This window comes from Cytobacillus sp. NJ13 (assembly GCA_030348385.1).
Lineage (GTDB): Bacteria > Bacillota > Bacilli > Bacillales > Cytobacillaceae > Cytobacillus.
The window spans coordinates 654,937-669,752 of sequence record JAUCFP010000006.1 but is presented as its reverse complement, the minus strand read 5'-3'; the positions used below and the strand labels follow the sequence as shown (position 1 = coordinate 669,752).

Sequence of the window (14,816 nt, the reverse complement as noted above, 5' to 3'; positions counted from 1 at the left end):
CTCCGTGTAATTGGATTTTTTTGCATTTAGTCCCATGTTTCGCTTTTGGTTGCCGTACCCCCATTAAATATCAAGATAATAGGTCTCCCCTTAGCTTTATAATTTAAACAAAAAACCCCGAATAACGGAGTATTTTAAAATATCCGCTCTTCGAGGTGTAAAGACTATTCTCAAACTCAATCATGGCTATGATAGTTGGATTCTACTAATTCCATGCATTACTTTTCATTCTTTTTTTCATTTTTAACCATCACATCATCGAAGTAGCTATTCGGATTTTCCCAAGCATATAAAGCTACCGTACCTTTTGAATGGGAATCATCTATAATAGGCTCTCCAAATATATCGATTCCGTCCTGGTATGCCTGGATCTGATTCCCAACCACCTTGATTTCTAGTTCAAAATTGGCGCCTTGGATATATCCTGGTTTATCCACATGGGCCAGTGTTGTTTCCACTCCGTCGACGACTTTGAAGAGCTTGGAGAATTGACGCTCCTTGTCCAATTCTAGTTTATAGTAATTATCTGGATCCTGATAGCGGAACATCAGACCAATTCCGTCATTATCGGTAGAGCGTAATGTAGTGGAAAATGAGTAATCCTTCCAATTGAAGGCACTGTGCTTGTCGTAATAAGCAAAGGTACCCTTACGATTGTCAACAGCAGGAACATCCGGAGCATAGATGTTGGAAGATTGTACAACTTCTCCTCTCACAACCGACCATTTAGATGGTGCGTCAATCGTTCCCTCATCCACGACTGTCCAGTCTTCCATAGGACCGGCATCATCACGGTTCTTGCCCCTGCTAAAATCATCCTTCAAGAGTTCCCTAGATTGTGTAACATCTTTAACCAGCACATCATCATAGTAGTTACTCTGATTTCCCCATGAATATAAAGCTACCGTACCTTTTGAATGGGAATCATCGATAATAGGCCCTCCAAATATATCGATTCCATCTCGGTATGCCTGGATCTGATTCCCAACCACTTTGATTTCTAGTTCAAATTTGGTGCCTGGGATATACGCTGGTTCAGCCACATGAGCCAGGGTTGTTTCCACTCCATCAACGACTTTGAAGAGCTTGGAGAATTTACGCTGGTTGTCCAATTCTAGTTTATAGTAGTTATCTGGATCCTGATAGCGGAACATCAGACCAATTCCGTCATTATCGGTGGCGCGTAATATTGAGGAAAAGGTGTAATCCTCCCAATTGAAGGCACCGCTCTTGTCGTAATATGCAAAGGTCCCCTTACGATTGTCAACAGCAGAAACATTCGGACCATAGATGTTGGAAGATTGTACAACTTCCCCATTCACAACTGACCATTTGGATGGTGCGTCAATCGTTCCCTCATCCACGATCGTCCAGTCTTTCATATGCCCGTCATCATCACGTTTCTTATCCTCGCTAAAATCATCATTGAAGAGATACCTAGTTTTTTTAACATCTGAATCAGGTGTACCAAGCTCAGCGTTTGTAAATTGGAATTCATTTTGCCAGTCTGTTTTGTATTCATCTAGATAAGGGGAGTAACTGGTTGCTTTTATCGTCCCTGCTTCCGGATCGATTTCCAGAAGACGAATAAAACCATTTCCTCCATTTGCTTGCATCTGGTAGTTAGATAGCATTTGGTAGACTTTATTTCCATAATCTCCTACAGATACACGACGACCTTGACCATCATTCAACACGTGTCCATTAAGTACCATTGAGATATTTGGATGCAGCTTAACGAATTTCTGCCACATTTCTTCCCCGTCATTAACTCCACCTGGCTCTGAAGCTACACCATAATTATGGGCATTCCAGGAATGTCCTGTATTTTGACGTGTCTCATCAGAAAACATATAGCTATGCGTTACTACTATGACACGGTGATTGGGATGAGAAGAAACAACCTCGTTCGCCCAATCCAATACAGGATCTCTTGGTCCAAATTCCAGCGAAAGTACTAACCAGTCCGCTCCTCCAGCGTTGAAGGTATGATAATTGTTATCATACTTATCTGGTTCAGCTGGATAAACACCCCCAAAAGTCCCAGTTCCGGAAAAATCACTTACCGGAAAATAGGTATTAAATAAAGTGGTATCTCGTGTATTTGCCGAACCGCCTGTACCCATATCATGGTTTCCAGGTAAAACCGTATAAGGAACAACCCCATCTAAAGTTCGCATCGCATCATAAGCAACCTCCCACTGGGGTATATTGTTATTGTTAGTGATGTCTCCCTCGTGAACGACAAACTTGATATTCTGTTCCTCCGAGTTGTCGGCAATCCACTGCGTTTGGGCGCGAAAGATTTCCGGATGGTTACTTGCTAAGTTTTGGGTATCAGGAAGGACAGCAATTTTAAAAGCAGATGAGCTTGCCTCTGCTTGGTTGGATCCTTGGAAAGAAGGAACCACTACTAAACTGAAAATCATCATCAAAACAAAAACGAATTTAGTTGCTTTCATCTTTTACATCCATCCTTTTTAATTTTTGGGATAAGAATCTCGAGGTCCTCTTACCTAGTCAATGCCAATGGCGAAACATTCGTCATTTAACGAGGTTGCGTACAGAAAGTGATAAACCTGATGCTACTCGCATAACTGGATTTTTCTAAATACTCTAATAACTAATCCCCCATTTCAAAATATAGGTTTTTATATTGAAACCACTTTCGTGGAGATCAATTGACAGAGACAGCGCAGTAAGATTTACAAGTAAGCTCATTAAGATCTTCAATCTCTACTTTTGATTGGTATATTCAATTTGTTACCTCATCCTAAATTGACTAAAGAAACCAACAAAAAAACCCACGTATAGCCAGACTTAAAAAACATGTTCATGTTTAATAAGACTAGTAACTATACCTGGGTTTTCTCCATTAACTCCACCCTCGGCAGTTAATAATATTCGATTTTAAATTTTCTGCTATGTTAGTGATTCATAATCTACACTTTCATAGTAAAACTTTTTTATTTAGACAGTATTGGCAGTAAGTAAATTTATTATTAAATTTTATTACAATAATCAAGTTCATTAATCCTGCTAATTTCCATATTTCAAATAGATTTATAGTCTGTATTCCATAATTCAGGTTCACCGATCGCTACACCGTGTGCTCCAGCCTCTAACACCTCTTTTATTTCATTCGGATGTTTAATTAATCCAGCTGTAATAATTGGACAATCTATCTTTTCGTAAAACTCCCGTATGACTCTTGGCATTAATCCGGGCATAATCTCAATTGCATCAGGCTGTACATTAGATACGTTTCGAATTCCATTTTCATATGCTTGTGTATCTAGCATAAATAAATGCTGAATCGCTAATAATCCCTCTTTTTTAGCTGCCTGAATCAATTGATTTTTTGTCGAAACAATACCATCTGGCTTTACTTTTTGAGACAAGTATTTTATTCCTTCCCGATCATTCGCTATTCCTTTAATGAGATCAACATGCAGATAAATCGACTTATGATATTTCCTGCTTTCTTCAACGCAATGCTTAATTGAAAAAATATCACCTGTCATCAGAAAGATCGTCTCCACAGGTGAAAGAACAGCCTTCTCAATTAATGAGACATCACGTACAGCAGCTATAATAGGATTATTTTCCACTAAAACTTTTTTCTCCATCACTTCCACCTCCAATAATATGTTTATAGCACTTTGTCATTAAGAAATAGGTACCCTTTTGTAAAGGATTATTAAGTTTCTGAGTAGTCAAAAGGCAGAAGGACGGTAACTGATAGTTTACAAATAGATTGGTAAGTGTAAAAAAAAATGACAGTGTAATTCGTACCTGTCATTTTTTATTAGCACTATTTTTAGTAAGGTAAGTACAGCCTAATATGGACGTTGGGATAATACCCCATCACAAAGTATCCTTTTTATCTTTTTGAAACCAGGCGTCCAGCAGCTCTTGCTCTTTTTCACGAGATATCCCTGCTTTTCGTCCGGAATCCTGTCTCCCCTTCTCCCATTGATATACATCATGAATTGTATCTTCAAGCGGCCTGAATGAAAGTCCGTTTTCTATGGCCTTTTTTACGCTGATGCACATGTGCCACGGTTTATCTTCTCCATCTAACGGGAAATGTTCAGGAATCCATAACGGCATTTCAGTCCATGGCTTTATTTGATGATCCAATACAAATTGTTCATCGGTCCAGACAAATTTAGCATTGCTGTTTGTAACTGACTTACATGTATTCAAAAGCTCCTCCATCGTCAATTCATAATCGGGGCCTGTAAGATTGTACGTTCCAGCTTTGCTATTTTCCGCCATATTAAAGCCCCATGCTGCTATATCCTTCACGTCGATCAATTGAATTGGACGATCCGGACGTCCCGGCACCACTATATTTCCGCCTTCCGAGACACGCTGAACCCAGTATGGGAGCCGATCTGTATAGTCAAACGGTCCAACCAGCTGACCTGCCCTGATATGCAGCACTCGCCCCGGCCAATGTTTTTCTGCTTCCGCTTCGCATAAGACCTTCAACGCGCCGTAATACTCGTAAGGAGAAATTCTGCCTTCCTCAACGTCTTTCAATCGATCCTGCGGCATGGACTGTAAATGATAGTCTTCCGTGAGATTGAGCGGAATCCAGTCTTTATATACAGAGATGCTAGAAATATACGTATAATGTTCGATGCTATCTCCAAGAACTGCTGCGATTTTGTTAATTTGGTTCGGCGCGAATCCGCATGTATCCATTACGGCATCCCATTTTCGGTTTTTGAGCTGGGACACATCACCATCTCTATCACCTACGAGCTGTTCCACTTCGGAAAACGCTTCCTTATTATTTCCGCGATTGAATAATGTGATATCGTGACCTCTTTTCAAGCCTTCTTCTGCCAGCGCTTTTCCTAAAAAACGAGTACCTCCCAATATTAAAACCTTCATACTTTTCCCCCGTTCACTTTAATAGCTGCAATAAATACATTCATCTTATATAACGTTTTTCCTTCTTAAAAAGATACGGAGAGTATTAAGAAATATGGGAATTTTGGTAAAGCATTTTATCTATAAGCTATTTATTCCTGCTTAGTTTTTACAATTGGGAAACCATAAGCATGGTTTCCCTCATTAGGTTCAGTTAAAATTACTTTTTAATGATTTTTTTCTCCTTCAGTACTTCCACAGCAATATTCTTAGCCTCGGTACCTGTTCCATCAATATTCACCGAAAACACCCATGTGCCCTTCTCTGTTTCAATAAAGCCAACGTACCAGCCCAGTCCCATGTCAGACAATCTTGTCCCGGTTTTGCCGTGCAGGATGAAATGATCCTGTTCATCCTGAATCATCATACGTTTGACTGTCTTTTGGTTCTTTTGTGAAAAAGGCAAGTCTTCTTCAACCAGTTTTTCGACAAAATCAGCTTGCTCTGCTGCGGATATTCTCAGGCTGCTGTCCAGCCAAAAAGCATCAATCCCACCGGATATATCCTGGTTGCCATACTCTATCCTTGAAACGTACTCATTCATCTTCTTTTCACCAATCGTTCTCGCCAGGTCCTGATAAAACCATATAGCTGATTCCCTCATGGCAGAAGCAAGCGAATGGTCCCGGTTCCAGCTTTCAAATTCGCGTTCAACTCCATCCCACCTTTTCACTTCGTATTCATCTCTAACAGCGGCAGTTTCCAGTCCGATTAGGGCATTGGCGACCTTAAAGGTTGATTCAGGCGTCAGCCTCTCTTTGCTCCTCTCCTTGTTGTAGACATAAACTTTGTCATTCTTAAGATTTTTGAGAACCATAGTGCCCTCTTTTCCTGCAAAAGCTTCTTCAAGGTGCATCTCTTTTGTGTTTTCTTTTCCGCCTAATGCCTCAGCACCTGTACCAGTCAGCAGCAATAACCCGGAAAGGACCACAATACCCGCTCTTCTCATCCACTTCATCTTTTCTTCCTCCTTCATAAAATAGGATTTCCGTCATGATGTCAGCTCTGATATTTGTCCCTTATACTATAAACAGCATGATGGATACAGAAAAGAACAGTTTTGGCCAACTGTACCCATACAAATCCCACGAGAGGAGTATATTCATGGGCACTAAATATGATGAAATCATAGAGGAAATCCAAACCAGATTGGATAATGAACGCATGAAAGCCGGAGAAAAGCTCCCTTCCATCCGCAGATTTGCCAAAGAATTCAACTGCGGCATCAACACAGTGATGAAAGCTTACAGTGAATTGGAAAAGGCACACCTCATCTACTCTGTACCAAAAAGCGGCTATTTTGCGGTAGGCTCTGATAGGCCAAAAAAACCAAAACCTATGATCATTGACTTTATCTCAGCAGGACCGGATAAAAGCAAGATGCCATACCGTGATTACCAGCATTGTATGAATCAGGCAATTGAGCTTTATAAGGAGGAAATGTTTCAGTATTCCCATCCCCTCGGTTTGCCGAGTCTTCGGCATCAGCTTTCAGCTCAGCTTCAGGATCTGCAGGTTTTCGCCCCGCCTGAAAGAATTGCGGTTGTATCCGGCTCCCAGCAGGCTCTGGATCTCTTGGTCTCACTCCCTTTTCCCAATAGAAAAAAAGAGATCTGCGTGGAACAGCCAACCCACTTCAGTTTCATAGATTCCATCACTTCCCGCGGCTTGAAGCCTATTGGCATAGAGGTGAATCAGAAAGGAATTGACCTCAATTACTTAGAAAAGATATTCAGAGAGAGAAACATCAAGTTTTTCTACACCGTTTCCAGATTTCAAAACCCTACAGGCTGCAGCTACTCCAACCAGGAAAAAAAGCATATGGTCGAGCTTGCTCAGAAATATGATGTCTATATAGTGGAGGATGACTATATGGGAGATCTCGATACAAGGAAAAAGGCAGATCCCATGTTTGCCTATGATCCTTCCGGAAGAGTCATATACACAAAAAGCTTTTCGAAAGTTTTGCTGCCAGGGCTGCGATTAGGATTGGCAGTTCTTCCAGAAGCCTTAATGAAACGTTTTACACAAGCCAAATTTGCAGCGGACGTCCATACACCCGTCCTTACACAAGGGGCACTTGAGATTTACTTAAGCAGCGGTATGTTTAAAGCCCATATTGATAAACTCCGGCAGCAATACAAAAAGAAAGGTTCCATTCTCAAAAAGGCATACCTGGAGCATTTGCCTCCCGATTCTTCATTTACTGGCGGGGATTCGGGATTCTATTCGACAGTTGTCCTCCCGGGCAGAATGAAAGCGAAGCATCTTGTGAAGCATCTCCAAAAGAAAAATGTATTGGTTCAGGATGCTGCACCCATGTATCTTCCAGAATATCTAAAGCAAAATAGAATTCGATTGAGTGTCTCCCAGGTGGAGGACCGGAAAATTGCAGTTGGAGTGAAGAAGATCGGGGACGGGATTCGTGCGTTAGCCCATTCTTATATCTAAAAGATAAGCTTAAATAAGGACTAACCGCCACCTTACAAGATGACATGACACCCGATTAACAAACATATCTATAATGATGATGGGGTTCCAATATCCATAAAAGGAGATGGTTCGATTGAATCCTTATTATTATCCATATTATCGGGCAACTAGCTGGAGAGATATTTTAACGCTGCTGCAGCAAAGTTTATATGCTGAACAAATGGTTTGTTCGATGAGCTCTGAACTTTTCCATATTCCCGAGACCAAAGATTTAAAAGGAAATGCGGAGATGCACAATCACCTGGTTCCGGCTTCGTATCACCGCGTGACCGCTGTTGGATGTGCCCATAGACTAGTAAATGGAGAGCAGCGGCAATCGATCATCGCCACAATGGCGGCTTGCATCGTGAATGCGGAAAATCAGGATAAAAAGGTGCGTGAAGGACTAAAAACAATGGAGGAAAATGCAGGTCCTGAGTATAAGGCGTTTATAAGTTTGATCATCAGATGGCAGGACCAGGCAGAAAATTACCTAACACAAGCTAAAGAAGCTTTGCGTACGATGGGTGTAACTTTTCCTTCAGCTGGAAGCGGACCGGAGAATGGAGAATATAATCTTTATTGAGAGCAGGTCCATTTAATAAAATAATAATGGAATACTAGAAGTAGGTTGAAAGAAATGAATTAATAATAGGAAGCTCAGGTCGCCCTGAGCTTTCTGAAGGGTGACTTTACCCTGTTATAAACAAATATATTCTTCTGGAGTTCACATTAAAATGTTTCCTTTTTTCCTTCTACTAAACTCGTCTTTCTTCCTCCGAGCAACAAAATGCCCCCAACGATCCAAAATACAGCAGACATACTAATAAAATCTGCAATAGCTCCGAAAATAACCGGTGCTGACATCTGAGTCAGTCGATTTGCTGTTAATCGAAGGCCAAGCCCTTCTCCCACTTTTTCGTTTGGCAAGTAGTTAATAGTTGTAGATATAGAAAGCGGCTGACCAAGCCCTAAGCCTATACCTAAAATGAAGGAAAACAAAGATAAAACTGATATGCTATTAAAAAATGGCAAGAGAAGGAAACACATACCAGATAAAATAATTGAGCTAATGGCAATGGTGTTCCGGGAAGATGTACGTAAAAGAAAAGGTAAAGACCACCTGATCAAAATGCCTGCAATAGCATTAATCGATATGATTACGCCTATGGCTGAAACAGTCAATTCAAATTCTAAGGCTAATAGTGGAAAGTAGGCAGTGTAAATATCTTTACCAAGCAATACAAAAATACTCACTAAAAAAGCCTTCCTTAGATTGGGATTCTTTAATAATTTCACAGAATCAAGTATGTTGTTCTTTTTCTTAAATTTGTTTTCAAGAGATTCTATTTTTCCTCTTAAAAAAATTGAAAGAATAACTGACATAAAACCTATGCTGCCTAAAGTCCCTATAGCAAATGGGTACCCATATTTCTCACCTATAATTCCTCCGGCTAACGGACCGATAAAACTGCCCAAAGCAACACCAATGCTGAATTTCATAATATACTTCTCTCTCGTGGATTCCTCCGTGCTTAATTGTCCAGCCATGGCCTGTGCAGAAACCACAAAAATTGTTTGCCCAATGCCTGCGGCTAATTGAGAAATATAAACAGCTGTCAGACTTACAAAAAACATCGGAATAATTAGAGAGCACGTGCACAATATTGTGCTGAAAATGATAGGCTTCTTATATCCTACCCAATCAACATAATAGCCAATTTTTATAGCAAAAAAAGTCGGAAGCAATGGAAAAAGGGCAATGATGATCCCTATCTCTATCGGGGTTGCATTTAAATCATTTGAAAGCAATGAAATTAAAGGGCGTGTCCCCATAATTCCAATCATGATCAAAAATGTAATTATTGTGATTAAATGCTCCTCGAAATAATTAAGAAATTTCAATGTGGCCGTCACCCTTCAGTGGATTGACTGTTCTAGAGAAAATATTTCGATCATAAAAGGATATTATTTTATTATTTATTATGATGGCTTGACAGGTTTTCATGCCAGATCTAAATCTTGTATAAAAAAGCCGATTTCTCCCTTAAGGATAATCGGCCTTCTACTTAACTAAAAAGCTTCTTAGTTATTAGTTATTTTTGAGTTAATTCACAGACTCCAATTTATGTTGTTTATCAGGTTTAGTGCTTAGTTGTGAATTAGGTCCTGCTTGTAACATATAGCTGCTTTTCTCCTTTTTCCCTAGCATCTCATTTATCTTATTCGCTGCTATGATTGCATTATCCAAATCTATACCTGTTTCAATCCCCATTTCGTGGAAACTATGAACTAAATCTTCAGTTGCAATGTTCCCGCTGGCTCCCGGGGCGTATGGACAGCCTCCAAGTCCTGCAATAGAACTGTCAAAATTAAAAATGCCCTGTTGAAGAGCAGCAACTGCATTTGCAAATGCCATTCCTCGTGTATCATGCAAATGCATCGAAAAAGTTATATCAGGATATTGTACCTGAAGTACACCTAAGTAGTTGTATACCTGATAAGGGTTACCCATACCGGTTGTATCGGCTAAAGAAATTTCTTTTATGCCCATCGACTTATATCGATCCATGATAGGAATAATTTTTTTTAGAGGCACTAATCCTTCATAAGGACAGCCAAAAATGACAGAAATAGAGCCCCCAACATCAACATTGTGTTTTACTGCCAAATTAATGATTGGTTCTAATGCATTTTGGGCTTCTTCCACATTTGAGTTGGCGTTCGAGATACTATGTGAGTCTGTAGCTGAAAGCATGAGTTTAAGCTTTTTTATACCAGCATCAATAGCTCTTTGCGCACCTCTTACATTAGGTACTAGTGCTCGAAATTTTATTCCCTCTAACTCTTCTGTTTGCAAAGCAAGTGCTGCGACCATCTCTGCATCTTTTAATTGTGGAATGGCTTTTGGATGAACAAATGAAGTTAATTCAATCGACTGCACTCCTGTCCTTGCCAGCAGCTTTATGATTTCAAGTTTTTTTTCTGTAGGAATCCATGTATGTTCAGCTTGAAATCCATCACGAGGAGCAACTTCACAAATGATTACTTTCTTGGGAATTAATAGTCGATCCATTAGATAATCCCCCTCTCTTTGAGGATGGTAAGCTCATCCTGTGTCAACCCTAACTGATCTCGTAATATTTCGTTATTATGTTCACCTAATTCAGGTGCACGGCAGCGGATTGAACCAGGAGTTTCAGAAAATTTAGGTACAATACCAGGTACCTTTAATTTGCCTAAACGCGGATGCTCCACTTCGACTATATTTTGCCGTGCAGCATAGTGTGGATCTTTAAAAATATCTTCTATGCTTAAAATCGGACTCATTGGCACACCATATTCATCCAACTTTTCTTGAAGTTCAGTTAGAGTAAGCTGTTTAATAAAACGAATTACGATCTCTTGAACTTCATGATCATTTTTTAACCGTACAGCATTCGTGTAATACCTGTCATCCTCAAGCATATCTTTTCGATTCATTGCGTCGGCTAATCTATTAAAGGTTGCATCCGAACTGCAGACAAGCACTACAAATTTCCCATCCTTTGTTTCATATGTTCCTGCAGGACTTGAGTGTCCTGCAAGACCTGGACTTCTCCCTCTTACAACTTCATTTTGATCAAATTCAGCAATTAAAAAATCGAACATTCTAAAAATCGATTCATAAAGTCCCATTTCTACTACTTGACCGGCACCTCCCACATTATTGTCCCGATAATATAATGCACTCACTGTAGAGAACGCAGCATATATTCCAGTTACATAGTCTAATAGAGAGTATGATGGACTTACAGGAGGACGATCTGGAAAGCCTTGTATATATGTATGTCCGCTAAATGCAGTGCCTGGAGTCCCAAAACCCGCTTTTTCCCTATATGGGCCTGTCTGGCCATAACCCGAAATGCGGACCATGATTAATTTTTTGTTTATTTCTTTTAAAACCTCATAACCAAGTCCCCATTTTTCCAATGTACCTGGACGAAAATTCTCTATAAGAACATCAACATCTTTTATTAACTTTAAAAAGATCTCTTTACCCTCAGGAGAATTGATATTTAATGTAACAGATTTTTTATTGCGTGAAATACCTGGCCATCTTAGAGGCTCATCATCTTTCCAGGGACCAACTGATCTTAGGCTATCTCCTTTTGGATGCTCTATTTTTGTTACATCCGCACCTAAGTCAGCTAATAATGTTGCACCAAATGGAGCCGCAATCATAGTCGAGATATCAAGAATTTTCACCCCTGTTAAGGGACCAAAATTTGTTCCAGTCATATTATCCCTCCGTTAAAAAATCTAAATTATGCTGATGTAACCCTTGATGATAGATATTTATTAAGTCCCGAGGTTTACTTAAAGAAAAACACTCACGGCTGAAATATATATTAGAGTCGACTAACCATAAAAACAGGAGCTAATATGAGTGTTAAGTATTCAATTATTTAAAGGAAATCATATTCCAAGCATTTTGGACACGATTCTTATCGCTTATATACTTTTTTTGAGAGTCAATTATTTACAATTCCACCTTTAAAATGAGCAGGTTATACCGTATTTCTAAATGCTATAGTTCTTATTTGTTTTTAAATATGAAGCCAATCCACCGGCATTTAGGATGTGAATCATGACTTCAGGCATTTTTGTTCCAAAGTATTCATTATTAGCTGTTACATTTATCACTCTTCCACTTTCTAAATCTACTGATATTTCATCTTGATTTTTAATTTTATGGTGCGGAATTTCAATTAGCGGAAGACCTATATTTATTGCATTCCTATAAAAAATCCGTGCAAAGGACTTGGCGATAACAACTGATACGCCTGCCGCTTTTAAGGCTAGGGGAGCTTGTTCACGAGATGACCCGCAGCCAAAGTTGCTGCCTCCAACAAGGATATCTCCAGCTGTTAATCGGGAACGGAAATCAGGATCCAAATCTTCTAAAACATGATTGGCCAAATCATTTAAATTTAAGGTCTTAGTATATTTTCCTGGGATAATTCTATCAGTATCTATATCATCACCATATACATGTGCTATTCCATTTAGATGCATTCAGGTTCCACCTCCATTGCATAACGAGGATCTGCTATTTTGCCCTGCAAAGCAGAATATGCAACAACAGCAGGTGAAGCTAAGTAAATATTGGAATGCCGATTGCCCATTCTTCCTCTGAAGTTGCGGTTGCTGGAGGAAATGATATTCTCTTCATTTCCTGGAACTCCCAAATGAGTCCCTACACAAGGTCCGCATCCGGAAGTAAGAAAGCTGGCACCGGCTAATGTAAGTGTTTCTACAGTTCCATCTCTCAATGCCTTTAAATATACTTCCTTGGATGCAGGAGCAATCAGCATTCGTACACGAGGATGAATAGTCTTCCCCTTTAGAAATTTAGCTGCCTCCTGTAAATCTTCCAATCTTCCATTTGTACAGCTGCCCAGAAAAGCTTGCTGAACCGGAACTCCTTCAACTTCAGAAATATTCCTTACATCGTCCGGCGAATGCGGTATTGAAACTTGGGGTTCAAGCTGCGATACATCAAATTGAAACACTTTTTCATACGATGCATCATGATCAGGCTCGAGATGTTCAAAAGAATAATCAAGTTTTAACCCATAGGTACTCACTAAACCTGCTTTTGCTCCCATTTCAATCGCCATATTCGCAATGGTCATTCTGCTGTCTAAGGAAAGAGGAGCAATTCCTTCTCCGCAAAATTCGATAGATTTGTAGTTAGCACCCGCAATGCCTAATTTTCCAACTAAAAATAAAATAAGATCTTTAGCAGACACACCATGTTTAATGTTACCTGTCAATTCAATCTTTATAGATTCAGGCACTTTCATCCAAGTTTTTCCTGTTAACATGACACCAGCCAAGTCTGTAGATCCAACTCCTGTTGAAAAAGCTCCCAAGGCTCCATAGGTACATGTATGAGAATCGGCACCCAAAATTAAATTACCTGGCTTTACATGACCTTTTTCTATCATAAGCTGATGACAAATACCTTCTCCAACGTCATAGAGTCGAATCCCTTTTTCGTAAGCAAACTCCCTCATTATTTTATGAAGATTTGCAATTTTCTCATTAGGAGCAGGGGAAGCATGATCGATTACAAACGTTACCTTCGATGGGTCCCAAACCCTTTCTCCACCCATATCCTCAAAAGCCTTAATGGCCAAAGGAGCTGTCGTATCAGATGCCATTACACCATCAACAGTTACTATCGTCAATTCTCCAGCGAGTACACTTTTACCTGAATGTTCAGATATAATTTTTTCTGCTATCGTTTGTCCCATATTCAGGTCCCCTTTTACATTTCAAAGTTCTATTCTCTAAAACTATTGCTCTACTTTTTCAGCAAAATCATTATTTACAACATCCTCAAAAGGCACTTCAATTCCCTCAAAGGTAACATTCATATCATAGCCTTCCTTCGTAATGATTGGGCTGGTTGCAAAAGCTGGGTAATTGTTTTTGTATGCTACATCATATACTTCATCTTCAATGTCACTAAAGGATTTTTTCAATACTTCTTTCGCACCGTCCTCATCTGTTTTTAGGAAATTTTCTGCCTTTGCAATGGCGCGAGTCACCTTCTCAAATAATTCCGGATTTGACTCCATAACTTCCTTCTTTGCTACTAGCCCTGTGTAAAGAAACCCATCTAAACTTTCTACTTCACCTTTCGATAAGTTCAAAAGCATCATGCCCTTATCCATTGCTCCAATATCTGATGTTGGAGAGGAGAATGCAAAGGCATCAATCTGACCGTTTTTGAATGCTGGAATGACAGCTTCACTCTTCCCAAGGGGAACGAGTTCCACTTCTTTATCAGGATTAATGTTTTCCATCGCCAAAAGATGTCTGACAAGTTTGTCACTCGAACTGCCTGGAGAGGTTATAGCAATCTTTAGCCCTTGTAAGGCCTTTATTTTTTCTGAAATAGAGGAATTTTCGTCAATACCTTTTTCTTTGGCTGCTTCTTTACTGACAACTACATTGGATGCATATTGGTTCATCATGGAAGCAAAAATTTGCACATCCTGGCCTTTTTCAGCTGCGTCCATTACATTTCCTAATGTTGTGCCTCCTATGTCAACACTTCCCCCAATGACTGCTGCCATAACTTTGGAGCCCCCACCTGTTGTAATAACTTCTACTTCAAGCCCTTCTTCATCAAAGAATCCTTTTTCTTGTGCGATATATAATGGAGCAAACAAAAATCCATGAGTAGTCTGGGCAATAGTGATTTTTTGTTTTCCTTTAGAGGCACCACTTGAAGCATTGGTTTTATCCTGCAAATTTGCCCTCTCACCGCATGCACTCATAAACATTAATATCAAACCGGCAAGGACGATTAACAGCAATTTCCTTCTTTGCATAGCAATTTCCCC

At 39.7% G+C, this 14,816-nt stretch carries 12 protein-coding genes; 2 read left to right on the top strand and 10 right to left on the bottom strand.

The annotated features are described in order from the left end of the window. Nucleotides 1-218: 218 nt before the first annotated feature. The 4 genes from QUF73_03210 to blaOXA form a co-directional block, all read right to left on the bottom strand. The gene (locus tag QUF73_03210) at nucleotides 219-2,462 is read right to left on the bottom strand and encodes a metallophosphoesterase (protein ID MDM5225209.1); all 2,244 of its coding nucleotides are present in this window, start codon (nucleotides 2,460-2,462) and stop codon (nucleotides 219-221) included. A 591-nt stretch (nucleotides 2,463-3,053) separates the two neighbouring features. After that, nucleotides 3,054-3,629, bottom strand: coding sequence for a glycerol-3-phosphate responsive antiterminator (locus QUF73_03205; protein MDM5225208.1), 576 nt, complete (start codon nucleotides 3,627-3,629; stop codon nucleotides 3,054-3,056). A gap of 238 nt (nucleotides 3,630-3,867) precedes the next feature. Then, entirely contained in the window at nucleotides 3,868-4,905 is a 1,038-nt protein-coding gene (locus QUF73_03200; protein MDM5225207.1) for an SDR family oxidoreductase, read from the bottom strand. A gap of 199 nt (nucleotides 4,906-5,104) precedes the next feature. Continuing rightward, nucleotides 5,105-5,902: a class D beta-lactamase gene (gene blaOXA / locus QUF73_03195; protein ID MDM5225206.1), complete on the bottom strand. Its 798-nt coding sequence runs from the start codon at nucleotides 5,900-5,902 to the stop codon at nucleotides 5,105-5,107. 146 nt (nucleotides 5,903-6,048) lie between these two features. On the opposite strand from blaOXA, the gene QUF73_03190 reads away from it, so the two are divergent. Beyond that, nucleotides 6,049-7,395, top strand: a complete 1,347-nt coding sequence (locus QUF73_03190) for a PLP-dependent aminotransferase family protein (GenBank protein MDM5225205.1) — start codon at nucleotides 6,049-6,051, stop codon at nucleotides 7,393-7,395. A gap of 115 nt (nucleotides 7,396-7,510) precedes the next feature. Continuing rightward, nucleotides 7,511-8,002, top strand: a complete 492-nt coding sequence (locus tag QUF73_03185) for a hypothetical protein (protein MDM5225204.1) — start codon at nucleotides 7,511-7,513, stop codon at nucleotides 8,000-8,002. Nucleotides 8,003-8,148: 146 nt separating this feature from the next. Here QUF73_03185 and QUF73_03180 read toward each other — a convergent pair whose 3' ends face one another. From QUF73_03180 to QUF73_03155, 6 genes are all read right to left on the bottom strand, one after another. After that, nucleotides 8,149-9,321, bottom strand: a complete 1,173-nt coding sequence (locus tag QUF73_03180; protein ID MDM5225203.1) for an MFS transporter — start codon at nucleotides 9,319-9,321, stop codon at nucleotides 8,149-8,151. Nucleotides 9,322-9,523: 202 nt separating this feature from the next. Next, nucleotides 9,524-10,492, bottom strand: a complete 969-nt coding sequence (locus tag QUF73_03175; GenBank protein MDM5225202.1) for a hydroxymethylglutaryl-CoA lyase — start codon at nucleotides 10,490-10,492, stop codon at nucleotides 9,524-9,526. Then, nucleotides 10,492-11,697 carry a CoA transferase gene (locus QUF73_03170; GenBank protein ID MDM5225201.1) on the bottom strand — a complete coding sequence of 402 codons (1,206 nt, stop codon included), beginning with the start codon at nucleotides 11,695-11,697 and terminating at the stop codon, nucleotides 10,492-10,494. The genes QUF73_03175 and QUF73_03170 overlap by 1 nt, the downstream gene beginning before the upstream one ends. A 282-nt stretch (nucleotides 11,698-11,979) precedes the next feature. After that, nucleotides 11,980-12,474, bottom strand: coding sequence for a 3-isopropylmalate dehydratase small subunit (locus QUF73_03165; GenBank protein MDM5225200.1), 495 nt, complete (start codon nucleotides 12,472-12,474; stop codon nucleotides 11,980-11,982). Then, a complete protein-coding gene (locus QUF73_03160) occupies nucleotides 12,465-13,718 on the bottom strand; it encodes a 3-isopropylmalate dehydratase large subunit (GenBank protein ID MDM5225199.1) in 1,254 nt (417 codons plus the stop codon). The genes QUF73_03165 and QUF73_03160 overlap by 10 nt, the downstream gene beginning before the upstream one ends. Before the next feature lie 42 nt (nucleotides 13,719-13,760). Next, nucleotides 13,761-14,804 carry an ABC transporter substrate-binding protein gene (locus QUF73_03155; protein ID MDM5225198.1) on the bottom strand — a complete coding sequence of 348 codons (1,044 nt, stop codon included), beginning with the start codon at nucleotides 14,802-14,804 and terminating at the stop codon, nucleotides 13,761-13,763. Nucleotides 14,805-14,816: the final 12 nt, after the last annotated feature.

What these genes read in the sequence shown, in the direction of transcription:
- QUF73_03210 (MDM5225209.1), bottom strand. Translation starts at nt 2,462, where the DNA reads ATGAAAGCAACTAAATTCGTTTTTGTTTTGATGATGATTTTCAGTTTA.
- QUF73_03205 (MDM5225208.1), bottom strand. Translation starts at nt 3,629, where the DNA reads ATGGAGAAAAAAGTTTTAGTGGAAAATAATCCTATTATAGCTGCTGTA.
- QUF73_03200 (MDM5225207.1), bottom strand. Translation starts at nt 4,905, where the DNA reads ATGAAGGTTTTAATATTGGGAGGTACTCGTTTTTTAGGAAAAGCGCTG.
- blaOXA (MDM5225206.1), bottom strand. Translation starts at nt 5,902, where the DNA reads ATGAAGTGGATGAGAAGAGCGGGTATTGTGGTCCTTTCCGGGTTATTG.
- QUF73_03190 (MDM5225205.1), top strand. Translation starts at nt 6,049, where the DNA reads ATGGGCACTAAATATGATGAAATCATAGAGGAAATCCAAACCAGATTG.
- QUF73_03175 (MDM5225202.1), bottom strand. Translation starts at nt 10,492, where the DNA reads ATGGATCGACTATTAATTCCCAAGAAAGTAATCATTTGTGAAGTTGCT.
- QUF73_03170 (MDM5225201.1), bottom strand. Translation starts at nt 11,697, where the DNA reads ATGACTGGAACAAATTTTGGTCCCTTAACAGGGGTGAAAATTCTTGAT.
- QUF73_03165 (MDM5225200.1), bottom strand. Translation starts at nt 12,474, where the DNA reads ATGCATCTAAATGGAATAGCACATGTATATGGTGATGATATAGATACT.
- QUF73_03160 (MDM5225199.1), bottom strand. Translation starts at nt 13,718, where the DNA reads ATGGGACAAACGATAGCAGAAAAAATTATATCTGAACATTCAGGTAAA.
- QUF73_03155 (MDM5225198.1), bottom strand. Translation starts at nt 14,804, where the DNA reads ATGCAAAGAAGGAAATTGCTGTTAATCGTCCTTGCCGGTTTGATATTA.